Below are 14,517 nucleotides of genomic sequence, written 5' to 3'. Positions count from 1 at the left end.
GTTGTCGGAGCCGTTGTCGCCGCTGTTGCCTTGGTTGCCGTTCGATCCGGTGCTGTCGCTGTTGCCTGGTTGCCGTTCGATCCGGTGCTGTCGCTGTTGCCTTGGTTGCCGGTCGTCCCGCCGTTGCCGTTGCTGTTGCCGAAGTCGTCGTCGACGCCGTTGTTGTTGTCGGAGCCGTTGTCGCCGCCGTTGCCCTGGTTGCCGTTCGAGGAGCCCTGGCCGGCGGTGGCCGCATTACCTGCCGCGTTCTCCGGGGAGGACAGAGCGGCGCCGGCGCCGATCGCGAGAACGACGGTGGCGATGATCGCCATGACAACCGCCAGCGCGCTGCCGCGGGAGCGCGGTGACGATTGTCGGGGCGCGCGGTGCTTCATGGGCTCCTACCGGGTTAACTTCTGCGGAAATGCCGTACTGACATTGTTGTTTAGAGTTCATGCTCCGGTAAACTCGGATTTGTCCGATCGCACGTTCTTTACGATCGAGTGTGAACAACGCCACACTAGGCGATCGTTACTGTATTGGTACAGGTGAAGCGCTTGGAGGTGGACCGTAGGGTAGGTTACCCAACGCGTTCAGCATTGCATGGTCGATGCAACCCGGTCTTTAATGTTTGCAAGTTCAAGTTTTGGTATCGACGGGGAGAAGAATGACTGCACGAGGGACGGATGGCGTGGGGGATGCCGGTCGTCGCGCCGAGTCCGGGACTTCGGGGGCTGCAGGGGCCGAGACGCTGGACCCAGGGTTGTTTGCGCGTCGCCTGGAGGAGCTGTTCCGTACGATACCCGGGCCCAACGGGCGCGCGTACAGCGCGAAGGCGATTGCGGCTCGTTCCACCGAGCGGGGGTTCCGGCTCGGTGAGTCCTATCTGAGCCAGTTGCGCTCGGGTAAGGCGAAGTCGCCGTCGTTCCGCACCGTCGAGGGTATCGCGGCCGCATTCGGCGTCGACGTGCATTACTTCCTGGAAGATCGGGCCGCGCAACGAACGCGCGACGAGATCGACCTCATGCGCCTGCAGGCCGACACCGACGTGCAGTTGGCCGCATTCCGGTTGGCCGGTCTGTCCAGTGACTCGGTCACCGTCGTCAACGAACTCATCAAGGTCCTGCGCGAACAGCAGGGTCTGCCGAAGGATCCGCCGGACATCGCCGCCGCCGGGTTCGCCGATCCGGCATCCGACGAGGGACATCTCCGGGTTGTCGGCGGACAGACCTCCAAAGACTGATCGACCGCATCGCTCCGGGACCGGTACCTGATGCGTGATCGACGTGCGTTGCGTGCTCTCGTCCGGGAGACCCTGCGGGGTCTCGATCTCGATCTGCCGCTCGACGTCCACCAGTTGTGCGACCGCTACGGTGAGCGTCGTGGACGTCCGATCCGTCTGATCGCGCATCCATTGCCCGCCGGGATGCCCAACGGGGTCTGGCTCGCCGCCTCCGACGCGGATTACTTCTTCTACCAGGCGAACACATCCAAGCTGCACCAGGACCAGATCATCGTCCACGAGTTCGGCCACCTGATCGCCGGTCATCAGATGCTTGGCGCGGTCTCGGCCGCGGCGCTGGCCGGACCGTCGGAGGAGGATTCCGATGCCGCGCTACGCCGCACCTGCTACTCCGACGACCGCGAGTGGGAGGCCGAGATGCTCGCGTCGATGATTCTGAGTTGGGCCGGGGAGGCCAGTGCTACCGTCGGTGCCACATCGGACAACGCCGACCTGCGCGGGATTCAACGGTTGCTGGGTGGGCACAAGGGCTGGATGTGACGGGGTGATTTCGGCGTGATCGTGGTCGGCGTGGTCAATGTGCTCGCCGCGGTGGTCTTCGCCGCGGCGCTGGCCTGGCGGCTGGAACAGATCCGTCGCGAGGGCGGCGGGCTGCAGGCGGTGGCGATGACGGTCGCGATCGCCGCGATCACCCTCGCCTTCGTCGTATCCAATGACAACGTCGCCGACGCCCTCAATACCGCGCTGTTCACCGGTGCCCAACGGGTGCTGTTCTACGCGTTGCTCGCGCTGGGTGTGGCGGCGCTGATCGTCGTCTTCTTCTTCCCGGGCCGTTCGACGACCCGTGAGCGCCGTGCGGAGTACGAGGCGATTCCGCTGGTCGTGGCGCTGATCGGTCTGCAGGTGACGATGCTCGTCATCCCGATCGACCTGCGTTTGGAGTCCCTGTCGCAGTGGACCGTCCGCAACGTCGCCTACGCGACGTTCGTCCTGATCGCCAGCGGCTACCTGGCCTACGGCTTCATCGTGTGTGTCCGCAGCATCAGACGTTTTCTGGAACTGGCCGACGGGTATCTGCGCGTGTCTCTCGGTCTGCTCCTCGGTGGGCTCACCCTCCTCGCGGTCAGCTCACTGCTGCAGATCCTGTTCGTGGTCGGTGGGGTCACCAGGCTCTTCGACTTCCCCTGGCTGCTCACCGCCAGCCGGATCTGTTCGGTCTTCGGGGTCGTCGCATTCCTGGTCGGTATCAGCTACCCGATGCTGCATGCCCGCTGGTACGGGCTGCGGGCCCGTCGCCGCCACCGTCACGATGCCGCCGAACTCGTCCCGCTGTGGGAACTCGTCACCTCCGCGGTGCCGGAGGTCGTCCTGCCCCCCGACGGTCCGGTTCCGCCGACGATGATGTTCCACCGCCGGGTCGTCGAGATCCGGGATGCGTTGACCCAGCTCAGCCCCGGTGTCCCGGAGGATTTCGCGACCGCCGACGAACACGACCGCGTCGTCATGCTCCGGTCGGCCGTCGCCGACTACCGCGACGGACAGCCACCGCGAGGTGCGGTGCGAGACCTCGTCCCCGGGGACGGCGCCGACCTCGATGCCGACGCCGTACCCCTTCTGCAGCTGTCCAGAGCCGTCGCACAGCAGCCTGCGCACAGCCGCTGACGAGACCCGAACGAGTCGGGAAGGACGGTCAGCTCAGCGTGGGGCCATCCGGATCGCGCCGTCCATGCGGATCGTCTCGCCGTTGAGGTAGTTGTGCTCGACGATGAACTCGGCGAGCTGGGCATACTCCTCGGGCTCACCGAGACGCGGCGGGAACGGGATCGCCGAGGCCAGCGTCTTCTGGAACTCGGGCGTGACTCCCGCGAGCATCGGGGTCTTGATGGTGCCGGGCGCGATGGTGCACACCCGGATGCCCACGCGGGCGAGGTCACGCGCCGCCGAGATCGTCATCGCATGTACGCCGCCCTTGGATGCGGCGTACGCGATCTGACCGATCTGCCCCTCGAATGCCGCCACCGATGCGGTGTTGATGATCACGCCGCGCTGCCCGTCGGCGTCAACGGTCGACTCGGTCGAGATCTGCGCGGCGGCCAGACGCATCACGTTGAAGGTGCCGACCAGGTTGATGTTGATGATCTTCTGGAAGAGCCCGAGATCGTGCGGCCCCTCCTTGCCGAGGATGCGGGCGGCCCAGCCGACCCCGGCACAGTTGACGGCGACACGCAGCGGGGTCCCGGTGTCGGAGATCGTGTCGATCGCCGCCTTGACCTCGATCTCGCTCGTGACGTCGGCGGGCAGCAGGGTCACCCCGGGCAACTTCTCGGCTTTGTTGACCGAGGGCTGCAGGTCGATGCCGTACACGTCCGCGCCGGCGGCGGCGAAGCGCATGGCGGTCGCCGCGCCGAGGCCGGAGGCGGCGCCGGTGACCAGAACGGCAGATCCGGAAACGTCCATGAGGGAGTCCTTTCGGGGTGCACAGGGATCGAACTGACCGGCGGGGGGACCGGTGTCACCGATCACCCTAGTCAGGCCGATGTGGGCGGTCCCGCGCAGCCCTCGAGATCACCGAGCGATCGTTCGGGTTTCCTCGTCGCGATCGGTGGGCGGTGTCATCGCCGCGGTGCGGCGCAGATGCCGGAGGTAGGCCGCGCCGACCCCGAGCAGCACCACCGCCGCGGTCAGCGTGGAGATCACCGTGACCGGTGCGGCGCCGACGAGGCCCTCCCACAACAGCCACGCCCCGAACCCGAAGAACAGTGCCGCAGCGCCGCGCGCGATGATGCGTTCGGGCAGGTGCCTGCCGAGCAGTGCCCCGACGGCGATGGCCAGCGCGTCTGCCGCGACCATGCCGATCGTCGACCCGATCCAGATCCCGAGCCAGTCGCCGTCGGTCGCCAGCGTGATGGTGGCGAGCATCGTCTTGTCGCCGAGCTCGGCGAGGAAGAACGACGACATGACCGCCAGGAACACCGACTTGCCGACGCGGTCGGCGCGGGTGGTTTCGTCGTCGTCGAGATGATCACCCCGGATCGTCCACAGCCCGAACACCAGCATGGCCAGCCCGGCCAGGATCGACATCAGATCCGACGGGATGGACATGCCGAGGAAGTGACCGAAGAACACGGACACCGCGTGCACGGCGGCGGTGGCGACGGTGATGGCGGTCAACACCACCCACCAGCGGTAGCGCAGGGCGTAGGTCATGGCCATCAGCTGTGACTTGTCGCCGAGTTCGGCGACGAAGATCACGCCGAAACTCAGCAACAGGGCAGCGATCATGACACTCAGGTTAGGGTGCCCACACTCGAGCGTGCAACTCGTCGACTGGCCGTATTTCCGCAGGTAGGGGCCACAAAACAATAAGTTTGGGCGCCCTAACTCCGACGCCGCAGGTCAGGCTGCCAGCAGCATCGCGAGGACCGCGGTGTCCGGGTCGGCGTTGGGGTCGATGCCGACCTGGTTGCGCAGGGTCACCACCGTGCCGTCGGCCTCGGCCTCCGCCCATCCGGCCCGGTGCTCGAGGCCGAGTTCCGGCAGCCCCGGCAGTAGCACACAGCCCGACGCCACCTGCGAGCACTCCGGCAGGGAGGGACGGGTCTGTGACGGCGGGTGCAGCATGACGAGGGCGGGCGGATTGCTCAGGAAACGGCCGGCCTCGATGAAGCTGTCGTCGACGACGTTGCCCACCGCGACCATCATGCCCACGGCGTCGGTGTCGGTGTCGTCGGGGCGCTCCTCGACGACACCGAAGATGGTGGTGGTCGGGAGGAAGCCGGGCCGGCATGCGATGCGGACCGAGGCGACCAGCGTCTGGGTCCACTCCAGCGTCGAGGAGGGCCAACGCCCCGAGATCAGAATCCCGTTGAGGTGACCCCCGTGCTGGAACGGTGTCAGGCCGATCGGGATGGACGACGTCATCGTTGGACTCCCCTCTGCCACAGGGCATGTCTCCCACTGCGCATGTCTCCCACAGCGGCTTCGCGTGGAGCGTGCGAAGCCTGTGGAAAAAGAATCCTCCCGAGGCCGGTCGCTGACAACTCGAACACGGGTGTTGTGACGGTTCGTTTACACGATGTAACCCATTCTGTCGGCTGGGCCGCCGGTCCGGAATCGGACAGAAGGCACACTGGATGGGGTGAGAACTACGGGTCCATTGCGTCCGATGGAGATGGCGTCGGTCGCGATCTTCGGTGGCCTGACCGTCGCAGCCATCGTGGTGGCCGCGGTGATCCCGCTCGCCTCGGCCGTCGGCCTGGTCGCTCCCGTGCCGTTGGCGCTGGTCGCGGCGCGTACCCGCCCGCGGGCGCTGATCGCGGCGTCGGTGGCGGCCACCGGTGTCAGCTTCGCCATGGCCGGGACCGCAGCCGCATTCAGCGTCGTCGGGTCGGCGTTGATCGGTGGTCTCGTCGGCAACACGAAACGGCGCGGGCGCGGCGGCGCGTCCATCGCGCTGACCGGACTGGTCGCGGCTCCGCTGATCGGCGGGGTGTCGGTGCTGATCCTGTGGATTCTGGTGCCGCTGCGCAACTTGACGCTCGAAGCGCTGCACAACACGGTCGGCGGGTTGGCGAATCTGCTCGCCGAGGTGGAATCGCTGACGTCGGCCGCCGACACCGTGCGGTCGCTGGGTGACAGCATGGTCGACTACTGGTGGATCTGGGTGTGGGTCTCGGGCACCGTCGGGGCGGCCCTGTCGTTGGCGGTCGCCTGGTGGCTGCTCGGCGGGGTGATCAACCGGCTCGCCGACGTCCCCGCCGAGGACACCCTCGATGCCGGACGCGTCGGCGTCGACGACGCGGTCGCGCCCCTACCGCTGACCCTGTCGAAGGTCGGGTTCCGGTATCGGCCGGACGGGCCGTGGGTGCTCAGTGACATCGACCTGACCGTGCGCGCCGGCGAGTTCGTGGCGGTGGTCGGCGCCAACGGGTCCGGCAAATCGACGCTGGTGAAGGTCATGGCCGGGCGGGCCCCGAACTCGGGCACCGTCACCCGGCCCGGGGCCGCGGGACTGGGCCGCCACGGCGGCACCGCGCTGGTGATGCAGCGACCGGAGACCCAGATGCTCGGGTCACGGGTCGCCGACGATGTGGTCTGGGGTCTGCCGCCGGGCGTTGAGGTCGACGTGGAGGCACTGCTCGCCGAGGTCGGGCTGGACGGTCTCGGTGAGCGGGAAACGTCGGATCTGTCCGGCGGACAGCAGCAGCGGCTGGCGGTGGCGGCCGCGCTCGCCCGGGATCCCGCTCTGCTGATCGCCGACGAGGTGACGTCGATGGTCGATCCGGACGGTCGCACCGAGTTGCTGACGCTGCTCGCGGATCTGCCGCGCCGCCGCGGCGTGGCCGTCGTGCTGATCACCCACCGCGGTGCGGAAGCCGCCGCGGCCGACCGCGTCATCCACCTCGACCACGGACGGGTGATGCCCGAGACCCCGCACTGGGTCAGGGCCTCCGACCGCGACGACGAGCCGCCGGGCGCCGCGCTACCGGCCCCGGTCGCCGGACACCGGGCACCGGGTGGCGAACCGCTGCTGGTCCTCGACCAGGTCGGATACACCTACCTCCCGGGATCGCCATGGCAGGTCGAAGCGGTGCACGACGTCGACCTCACCGTCCACCGGGGTGAGGGCCTGCTCATCGTCGGCGGCAACGGGTCGGGCAAGACCACGCTGGCCTGGATCATGGCGGGGCTGCTCGCGCCGACGACGGGTTCGGCGACCCTGTCCGGCAAGCCGGTCACCGACCATGTCGGCGAGGTGGCGCTGGCGTTCCAGCATGCGCGGTTGCAGTTGCAGAAACAGACGGTCTCCGACGAGATCATGGCCGCAGGCGGCGTCGAGGTCGGCACCGCCGAGGTGGCGCGGGTCCTCGAACTCGTCGGTCTGCCCCGGGCGATCGCCGCACGTCAGATCGACTCGCTCAGCGGCGGCCAGATGCGCCGGGTGGTCCTCGCGGGCCTCGTCGCCCGCCGGGCGAAGGTCCTGGTCCTCGACGAACCGCTGGCCGGCGTCGACCCGTACGCTCGCGCCGAGATCGTCGCGCTGCTGGCCCGGTTGCGGGCCGACGGGATGACCATCGTCATCATCTCCCATGACCTCGCCGAACTCGAGGGCGTGGTCAGCCGGCGGGTGCAGTTGACGAACGGATCGGTCACGCCGCCACCGCCGCGCCCCGGACCGCCGACGAGAACCGTTCTGCGACAACAGGACGATCCGGCACAACAGACCGATCTGGCGTCACGGGGGTGGGGCGAATGACGATGCACACGGTTCCGCTCCGGCAGGTGCCCGGAGACTCGTTCGTACACAGGCTGTGGGCGGGCACCAAACTCCTCGTCGTCCTCGCGCTCGGGGTGATGACCTGGGTGTTGCCGTCGTGGCCCGCGCTCGGCCTGGTCGCGGTGGTCGTGTTGGTGACCGCGATCACCGCGGGTATCCCGATCGGCGCCATCCCCCGTCCGCCCTGGTGGTTCTGGGGTCTGATCGTCGCCGGCGGTGCCCTGAATCTGACCTTCGGGCCGCCGGCGCTCGTCGTCTACCTGCGTGCGGTCACCCTGGGACTGGTGCTGATCGCGAGTTCGATCCTGGTGATCTGGACGACCCCGATGGCCGAGATCGCCCCGGCGATCGCCGCATTGATGCGTCCGTTGCGGGTGCTGCGGTTGCCCGTCGATGAATGGGCGGTGGCGATCGCGTTGTGCCTGAGGGGCCTACCGCTGCTCATCGAGGAACTCCGCATGCTGCGTGCGGCGCACCGACTGCGCCCGTCGGCGCCCGCACGGTCGGGGCACCCGGCGGCAGAGATGGGCGTTGTGGACATGATCACGGCCGCGATGTCGAGCGCCCTGCGGCGCAGCGCGGAGATGGCCGAGGCCATCACCGCCCGCGGCGGCACCGGCCGGCTCACCGCCTATCCGTCGCGTCCCCGGCGAGTCGACGCGGTGGTGCTGACGGTGGTCGGTGTGGCCTGCGTGGCCGCGGTGGTCGTGACGATCCTGCTGTGAGACAAAGAATGCCGTGTCGCCCGGTGATCGGGCGACACGGCAACCTCGTCGATGGGGAACCGGTCGATCAGGCGGGGACGATGAGCCCGGCGCCCTGCGACGACGCGGTCGCGAAGCGCTCGGCGGCGTCGGCCCAGTTCACCACGTTCCACCACGCCTTGACGTAGTCCGGCTTGACGTTCTGGTAGTCGAGGTAGAAGGCGTGCTCCCACATGTCGAGCATGACGACCGGGATGATCGCCGCGGGGATGTTGCCGCTCTGGTCGGTAAGCTGCAGGATCACCAGGTTCTTGCCGATGGTGTCGTAGCCGAGGATCGCCCAACCGCTGCCCTGCAGGGTGGTGGCGGCCGCGGTGAAGTGCGCCTGGAACTTGTCGAAGCCGCCGAACTGGTCGTCGATCGCCGCCGCCAGGTCACCCTCGGGCTTGTCACCACCGTTGGGGGACAGGTTCTTCCAGAAGATCGAGTGGTTGGTGTGCCCACCGAGGTGGAAGGACAGGGTCGCCGAGAGCCCGTAGACCTTACCGGCGATGGTGCCGTCCTCGCGGGCCGCGGCCAGCTTCTCGAGGGTGTCGTTGGCGCCCTTCACGTAGGTGGCGTGGTGCTTGTCGTGATGGAGCTCCATGATCCTGCCGGAGATATGCGGTTCGAGTGCCGCATAGTCATAGGGGAGATCCGGCAAGGTGTATTCGGCCACGGTATTCCTCTCTGAGGTGTTGCTCGTTCTCACTGCGCGCGTGACAAAACAGACGTTCGACGTCGGTCACGCGGGTACTTCCACCCTTCCGCACGGCATGGGGGAATGCAACAACACGTGAGGAATCGTGGTCAAGTGCAGGTGAACACTCCGGCCGCCGCGATGGCGGCCTCAGATCATGATCAACACGACGAGCACGGCGATGAGTCCGATGATGCTGAGGGCGGTCCAGACACAGGCGGACCGGACGTCATAGCTGACACGCGGGGCGTTCTGCCTCCGACTCGAAACGCGGAGGAGATGGGTACTCGCGTGTGATGACATGGAAACCCTTCGTCGTCGTTGATCGCGCGTCGTCGTTGATCGCGACTTTCTGCCGCATCCGGGCGGCGCTTCATCCAACAGCGATGAGTCACTGAGGCCAGTGACTGTGGTCACAGGCCGTTGTGTGTGGCACATGATAGGCAGACCGTCGGAAATCGTTCAACCCGAGGACATCGCGCCACGCGTAGGATTGCCCCATGTCGTGGCTCGACCAGCTTTTTTCCGCCCAATCGCACAAGCGTCGGATGATCGCCGCCGAGCAGGCCCTGCCGGGGCGCGCGACCCCGGTCCGGGTCGCGGACGAGAACATCGTCCTGCACCACCCGATGCGGGGTGTCACCGATCCCGACGGCAACGGAATCGGTGACTTCGGTGCCGATCTCGCCGCCGTCGTGCTCGCCGGCGGCTGTTTCTGGGGTGTCGAGGAGATCTTCTGGCAGGTTCCGGGTGTCCACACCACCGCGGTCGGCTATGCGGGTGGCTATACGCCGAATCCGTCGTACGAGGAGGTGTGCACAGCGCGGACCGGACACACCGAATCGGTGCTGGTGGTCTTCGACCCGGCGGTGCTCGACCTCGAGGGCATCCTGAAGATCTTCTGGGAGACCCACGATCCGACCCAGGAGATGGCGCAGGGCAACGACATCGGTACGCAGTATCGGTCGGCCATCTTCACGCTGTCGCCGGCCGACGCCGATCTCGCCCGACGGACCGCCGGGAAGTTCGGGCAGGTCCTCGCCGACGCCGGGCTGGGTCCGATCGCGACCGAGATCACACCACTCGCCGAGGCCGGCGACGGGCACTTCTACCATGCCGAGGACTATCACCAGCAGTACCTCGCGAAGAACCCGCACGGCTACCGTTGTCATGCGGCGACCGGCCTGCACTATCCCGCGGCCTGAGGTGGTCGACCGGATCACCGCGGGACGGTGGAACCGGACCGTCCTGCACCGGCAACACCTGCTGCGCCGCGTCGACGACGACGCCATCGAGGTCCTCGACCGCTGCGTCGGACTGCAGGCTCAGGAACCGAAAGCGCCATTCTACGGATTGTGTTCGCGAATAACGGATTTCGATCCCGCCGAACTCGACGACCTGCTCACGGAGCGAGAGGTCGTGCGGATCGCCCTGCTGCGCTCGACGGTGTTCCTCGTCGACACCGAGGACGCCCGGTGGATACGGCCGGTCGCCGCGCCGGTGCTGGCCGCCGAGATGGCGCTCCACGCCCGGAAATTGACGGGGTCGACGACGGCAGCGGTCCTCGACGACGCGGCCGAGTTGCTGTCCGGGCGCGCGTTGTCGTCGAGCGAACTCGGCCGCGCGCTCGGTGCGCGCCATCCCGACGATCCGCCCGCGGCCCTTGTCGGCATCGCCCGCTGCGGCCTTCCGTTGGTGCAGATACCCCCGCGCGGGCTCTGGCGGGGGAAGGCCGCGCCCACCTATCGGCTCTTCGACGACTGGGCCGGACCGGGTGAGCCGGCGGTGGCCGGTGACGAGGCCCGCAAAGACCTCATCCGCCTCTATCTGCGAGGGTTCGGGCCGGCCACCCTGAAAGGCATCGGGACCTGGTCGGGTCTCACCGGTCTGGGTCGGGTCGTGCAGGCGATGGTCGACGACTGGGAGCTCGTCACCATGACGGGGCCCGACGGTGAGGAACTGTTCGATCTAGACGGCCTCGACATCGTCGACGAGGACATTCCGGCGCCGGTGCGGCTGCTCGCCCCCTACGACAATGTCGTCGTCGCACAAGCCGATCGACGACGGATCGCCGACGACGACCGATACCGGGCACTGGCCACCCCGAACGGGAGAATGCCCGGTTTGGTGCTCGTCGACGGCCGCCTCGCCGGCACCTGGCGCATCGCCGACGGGCAGGTCGAGACCACCTTGATGATCGATCCAACGCGCGCTGTGCGCGCCGACCTCGACGCGGAAACCCAACGGTTGCAAGAGTTCTGCACGAAGTGATGTCGCGGCTCACCGCCCGGTGCGGGGGTTGCGGCGGGTGATGCAGTAACGCCGACCCACCGGATCGGCCATGACCGTCCAGTTGGGGAACCGGTCGACAACCCGCGCACCCCAGTCCTCGTGCCGGGCGACCTCGTCGGGGACATTGCTGCACGCCATGTCGAGATGCCCGCTCGCCGTCGTGGAATCGTCGTCGGCGCCCTTGCGCTGCAGGAGAATACCGATCGCAAGCGACGGATCGCGCCGTAGCCACGTGAGTTCGGGTCGGCTGGTCGGTTCGGTGGGCCGACCGGTGAGTCCCGCCCAGAACACCGTCTCGCGGTCGTAGAGCGCGGCCGGGACGTCGATGCAGACCTGATCGATGATGCTGATGGTGTCGCCCGGCCACCGAATGGGTCGCGACCGTCTCGACTCACCCTGCCAGTCGACGAGACAGAATCCGAAACCGGCCGGTGACCGCATGGTGACGTGGCCGAGTCCCGCGGCATCACGAACCACGCTGGCCCCCAACGAGATCGCCGTCGTCGCCGCATCCCGCGGATCGTCGACGTGCAGGTCGAGATGCAGCCCACCCGGCCCGGTGTCGACCCGCTGGACCCGCAGGTGCGGGTCGCCGTTGAACGGTTCGAGCGAGGCGAACTCACGCTTGCGACCGTGGGGCGGGGACACGGTACTGCCGGAGATGGCGCGCCAGAACGTGACCTCGGCGCCGAACTGATCCGAGGGGAAGTCGAGGGATGCGGTGAGCCACCGGATGTGCACGCGGAAAGTCTAGGGGGTCGACGGCGACCATTACACTCGGCGATATGAACCGTCGACCGTGGAAGAAGCTGGCCAAGCGTATGCGGCATCCGCTTCCGGACCGGGTGGCCGTGGTCCACCTCGACGGGGTGATCGGTACCGCTCCGACCGGTCGTCACGGCCTCACCATCGAGTCGGTCGAACCGATCCTGAAACGGGCCTTCGAGACCGAACACGTCAAAGCGGTCGTCGTCATGATCAATTCGCCGGGCGGCTCACCGGCCCAGTCGGAATACATCGCCGAACGCATCCGCCAGCTCGCCGCGGAGAAAGCCGTCCCGGTGCTCGCCTTCTGCGAGGACATCGCGGCGTCCGGAGGCTACTGGATCGCCTGCGCGGCCGACGAGATCTTCGCCGCGCACACCTCGATCGTGGGGTCGATCGGCGTGGTGTCGTCGGGATTCGGTTTGGCCGATGTGCTGGCCCGGTTGGGTGTCGAGCGGCGTCTGTACACATCCGGGGACAACAAGGCCCGCCTCGACGCCTTCTCCCCGGAACGTCCCGAGGACGTCGAGTGGATTCTGGGCCTGCAGGCCGAGCTCCATCAGGCGTTCATCACCTGGGTGCGGCAGCGCCGGGGCAAGCAGCTCACCGGGCCCGACGACGAGTTGTTCAGCGGCGATGTCTGGGTCGGCAGCCGGGCCGCCGAGGTCGGCCTCGTCGACGGTATCGGCGTCATGCGGTCGGTCATCGCCGAGCGCTACCCGGACGCCGAGATCACCCTGATCGAGGCTCCCAAACCTCTGCTCAGCCGGATCACCGGGGGACAGTTGACCACCAGTTCGGTGGTGGAGAGCGCGGTCACCGCGGCGATCGCGGCGATGGACCGCGGTGTCGTGACGCGCCTGCGCTGACGGCGGGCCCGCCGCCCTGAGGACATCCCGTCGGGACCCTCCCGCGGGGGGCCTCGGCAGAGGTTCTGCACAATCTTCCCCAAGTTATCCACAGGTTGCGAAAGGATTCCACAGGACGCGGCGACTGTGGCACCCATCTGCACTGTGCTGAACACTCTGCATCAGAAGTGCATCAGATCGGTGACGGGCGTCACATGGTAGGTGATGGCGGTCACACCCGTGTCCGATTTGGGCGATCGTTCGTCCACAGTTTCCACAGTCTCATCCACAGGTTGATGGTGAGTGCGCGCATCTGGAGCGGCCGGTTGTCAAACCGGCATGTGGATAGATGTATGCAGGTCATCATAGTGCTCGATTCGGTGGATCCTCGGGTGTCAACTCCAGATGCCGGGCCGGGCACTTGTCCACAGTCGTGCCCGGGCTCGTGGAGCTGTGCCACCATGGATTGGTGAGCATGGGCGATATCCGACAGGTGCCGGTGACGGAGCTTCCGGACGACTTCACCGATCAGGTCGACCGGGTCCTGCTCGACGTCCGCGAGCGGGACGAGTGGGCCGCCGGCCACGTGCGCGGCGCGCTGCACATCCCGCTCGGCGAGGTTCCGGCGCGGATCGACGAGATCGATCTCGACGCCGATCTGCTGGTCATGTGCCACTCGAGTGGCCGCTCGATGCGGCTGCTGCAGTATCTCGATCAGATGGGTTTCGAGGGCAGCTGCGTGCGAGGCGGCATCCTCGCGTGGATCGAGAACGGTAAGCCGGTCGAGGCGGGCGGTCTCGGGTAGGCATGATCGATCTCTGCCCGCGCTGCCGGATTCAGGCGCCGCATCGACCGGGCCGCGAGCGCTGCCCGCGATGCGGTGGACCGCTCGATGTCGTCGACTCGGATCTGATCCGTGCGTCCGGACCGCAAACGCCTGCGCCTTCGGCCGGTGCGGCTGTGCCGCCTGCTCATCCGCCTGCCCGCCCGCCCTCACCGTCTCCGGCTCCCGGCGGTCCACGCAGCGCCCGGCTGTATCGCAGCCGGCATGTGCGCTGGGTGGCGCGACGGCCACCCGAGGCGATCCCGGCCCGACGGTCGGCGGCTCCGCTGGGACCGCGGCCCATTCCGCGTTACGTCTACCTGCCGCGCTGGGGGCTGCGCGACGCCCCGGTGGCTGCCGAGGAGGACTCCCGCACCAGTGTGCGAACGCGCGCGGATGTCCTGTCCTTCGCGTTGCGGCTGCTCGCGGTCACCCTCGCGGTCGCGGCGGTGGCACACCTGGCCCGCTATGTCCTGCTGGTCGTCAACAGGTCCACGCCGGTCCCGGGCTGGCTGGAGCGGACCACCGGGTTCTTCGTCATCGTCGGCGGGCTCGCCGCCCTGGCCGCGTTCGCCTACGCCTCGGTCCTCTTCGCGCGCTGGGTCATTCATCTGCGCATCGAGGCCTACGGCCGGCACGGACTCGCCGATCCCCGTCGGCGCTGGCTCGTCGCGATCCTCGCGGCGGTCCCACTGGTCAACGTCGTCGGTGCCGGTCTGCTGCTGCGGGAGGCCGCCGCCATGCATGACGATCTCGACGTCGGGGTCACCAGGCAGCGGCTGGCGCGGTTATGGGTGGCGTGGGTGATCGTCAACGTCGTGGCGCTGGTGGCGGTCGCGTTCCGTGT

The 14,517-nt window shown here is 67.8% G+C and carries 16 protein-coding genes; 11 read left to right on the top strand and 5 right to left on the bottom strand.

Going from position 1 to position 14,517, the window contains the following annotated elements:
* Positions 1-69 precede the first annotated feature (69 nt).
* From GORHZ_RS14005 to GORHZ_RS13990, 4 genes are all read left to right on the top strand, one after another.
* Positions 70-531, top strand: a complete 462-nt coding sequence (locus GORHZ_RS14005) for a hypothetical protein (protein ID WP_157205182.1) — start codon at positions 70-72, stop codon at positions 529-531.
* Between the two features lie 115 nt (positions 532-646).
* Complete coding sequence (locus GORHZ_RS14000; protein ID WP_040531957.1) at positions 647-1,222, top strand: helix-turn-helix transcriptional regulator; 576 nt, start codon at positions 647-649, stop codon at positions 1,220-1,222.
* A gap of 30 nt (positions 1,223-1,252) precedes the next feature.
* Positions 1,253-1,762: a hypothetical protein gene (locus GORHZ_RS13995; RefSeq protein WP_006334051.1), complete on the top strand. Its 510-nt coding sequence runs from the start codon at positions 1,253-1,255 to the stop codon at positions 1,760-1,762.
* 15 nt (positions 1,763-1,777) lie between these two features.
* Positions 1,778-2,884: an MAB_1171c family putative transporter gene (locus GORHZ_RS13990; RefSeq protein WP_006334050.1), complete on the top strand. Its 1,107-nt coding sequence runs from the start codon at positions 1,778-1,780 to the stop codon at positions 2,882-2,884.
* Positions 2,885-2,917: 33 nt separating this feature from the next.
* Here GORHZ_RS13990 and GORHZ_RS13985 read toward each other — a convergent pair whose 3' ends face one another.
* The 3 genes from GORHZ_RS13985 to GORHZ_RS13975 form a co-directional block, all read right to left on the bottom strand.
* Entirely contained in the window at positions 2,918-3,679 is a 762-nt protein-coding gene (locus GORHZ_RS13985) for an SDR family NAD(P)-dependent oxidoreductase (RefSeq protein ID WP_006334044.1), read from the bottom strand.
* 108 nt (positions 3,680-3,787) lie between these two features.
* Complete coding sequence (locus GORHZ_RS13980; RefSeq protein WP_006334043.1) at positions 3,788-4,504, bottom strand: TMEM165/GDT1 family protein; 717 nt, start codon at positions 4,502-4,504, stop codon at positions 3,788-3,790.
* Between the two features lie 114 nt (positions 4,505-4,618).
* Positions 4,619-5,143, bottom strand: a complete 525-nt coding sequence (locus GORHZ_RS13975) for a hypothetical protein (RefSeq protein WP_006334042.1) — start codon at positions 5,141-5,143, stop codon at positions 4,619-4,621.
* A gap of 244 nt (positions 5,144-5,387) precedes the next feature.
* On the opposite strand from GORHZ_RS13975, the gene GORHZ_RS13970 reads away from it, so the two are divergent.
* On the top strand, positions 5,388-7,478 hold the full coding sequence (locus GORHZ_RS13970; protein WP_040531951.1) for an ABC transporter ATP-binding protein: 2,091 nt from the start codon (positions 5,388-5,390) through the stop codon (positions 7,476-7,478).
* On the top strand, positions 7,475-8,224 hold the full coding sequence (locus tag GORHZ_RS13965) for an energy-coupling factor transporter transmembrane component T family protein (protein WP_006334040.1): 750 nt from the start codon (positions 7,475-7,477) through the stop codon (positions 8,222-8,224). The genes GORHZ_RS13970 and GORHZ_RS13965 overlap by 4 nt, the downstream gene beginning before the upstream one ends.
* 67 nt (positions 8,225-8,291) lie before the next feature.
* On the opposite strand, the gene GORHZ_RS13960 is transcribed toward GORHZ_RS13965, so the two are convergent.
* Complete coding sequence (locus GORHZ_RS13960) at positions 8,292-8,921, bottom strand: superoxide dismutase (RefSeq protein WP_006334039.1); 630 nt, start codon at positions 8,919-8,921, stop codon at positions 8,292-8,294.
* A 521-nt stretch (positions 8,922-9,442) separates the two neighbouring features.
* Here GORHZ_RS13960 and msrA point away from each other — a divergent pair.
* Complete coding sequence (msrA, locus tag GORHZ_RS13955) at positions 9,443-10,147, top strand: peptide-methionine (S)-S-oxide reductase MsrA (RefSeq protein ID WP_006334037.1); 705 nt, start codon at positions 9,443-9,445, stop codon at positions 10,145-10,147.
* 1 nt (position 10,148) lies between these two features.
* Positions 10,149-11,213, top strand: coding sequence for a winged helix DNA-binding domain-containing protein (locus tag GORHZ_RS13950; protein WP_006334035.1), 1,065 nt, complete (start codon positions 10,149-10,151; stop codon positions 11,211-11,213).
* 9 nt (positions 11,214-11,222) lie between these two features.
* Here the strand turns inward: GORHZ_RS13950 and GORHZ_RS13945 are convergent, their stop codons facing one another.
* Positions 11,223-11,975 carry a VOC family protein gene (locus GORHZ_RS13945; RefSeq protein WP_006334033.1) on the bottom strand — a complete coding sequence of 251 codons (753 nt, stop codon included), beginning with the start codon at positions 11,973-11,975 and terminating at the stop codon, positions 11,223-11,225.
* A 44-nt stretch (positions 11,976-12,019) separates the two neighbouring features.
* Between GORHZ_RS13945 and GORHZ_RS13940 the strand changes: the two genes are divergently transcribed.
* The 3 genes from GORHZ_RS13940 to GORHZ_RS13930 form a co-directional block, all read left to right on the top strand.
* Positions 12,020-12,868 (top strand): S49 family peptidase, encoded by an 849-nt coding sequence (locus tag GORHZ_RS13940; protein WP_040531949.1) that lies wholly within the window; start codon positions 12,020-12,022, stop codon positions 12,866-12,868.
* A gap of 454 nt (positions 12,869-13,322) precedes the next feature.
* Entirely contained in the window at positions 13,323-13,652 is a 330-nt protein-coding gene (locus GORHZ_RS13935) for a rhodanese-like domain-containing protein (protein ID WP_006334028.1), read from the top strand.
* A 254-nt stretch (positions 13,653-13,906) separates the two neighbouring features.
* Positions 13,907-14,517 (top strand): DUF4328 domain-containing protein (locus GORHZ_RS13930; RefSeq protein WP_169330670.1); only part of this gene is annotated, 611 nt, incomplete at its 3' end.

The sequence above is a fragment of the Gordonia rhizosphera NBRC 16068 genome (genome assembly GCF_000298195.1).
GTDB classification, from domain to species: Bacteria; Actinomycetota; Actinomycetes; order Mycobacteriales; family Mycobacteriaceae; genus Gordonia; species Gordonia rhizosphera.
Note: the sequence above shows the minus strand (reverse complement) of the source record. Positions and strands in the feature narration are given on the sequence as shown.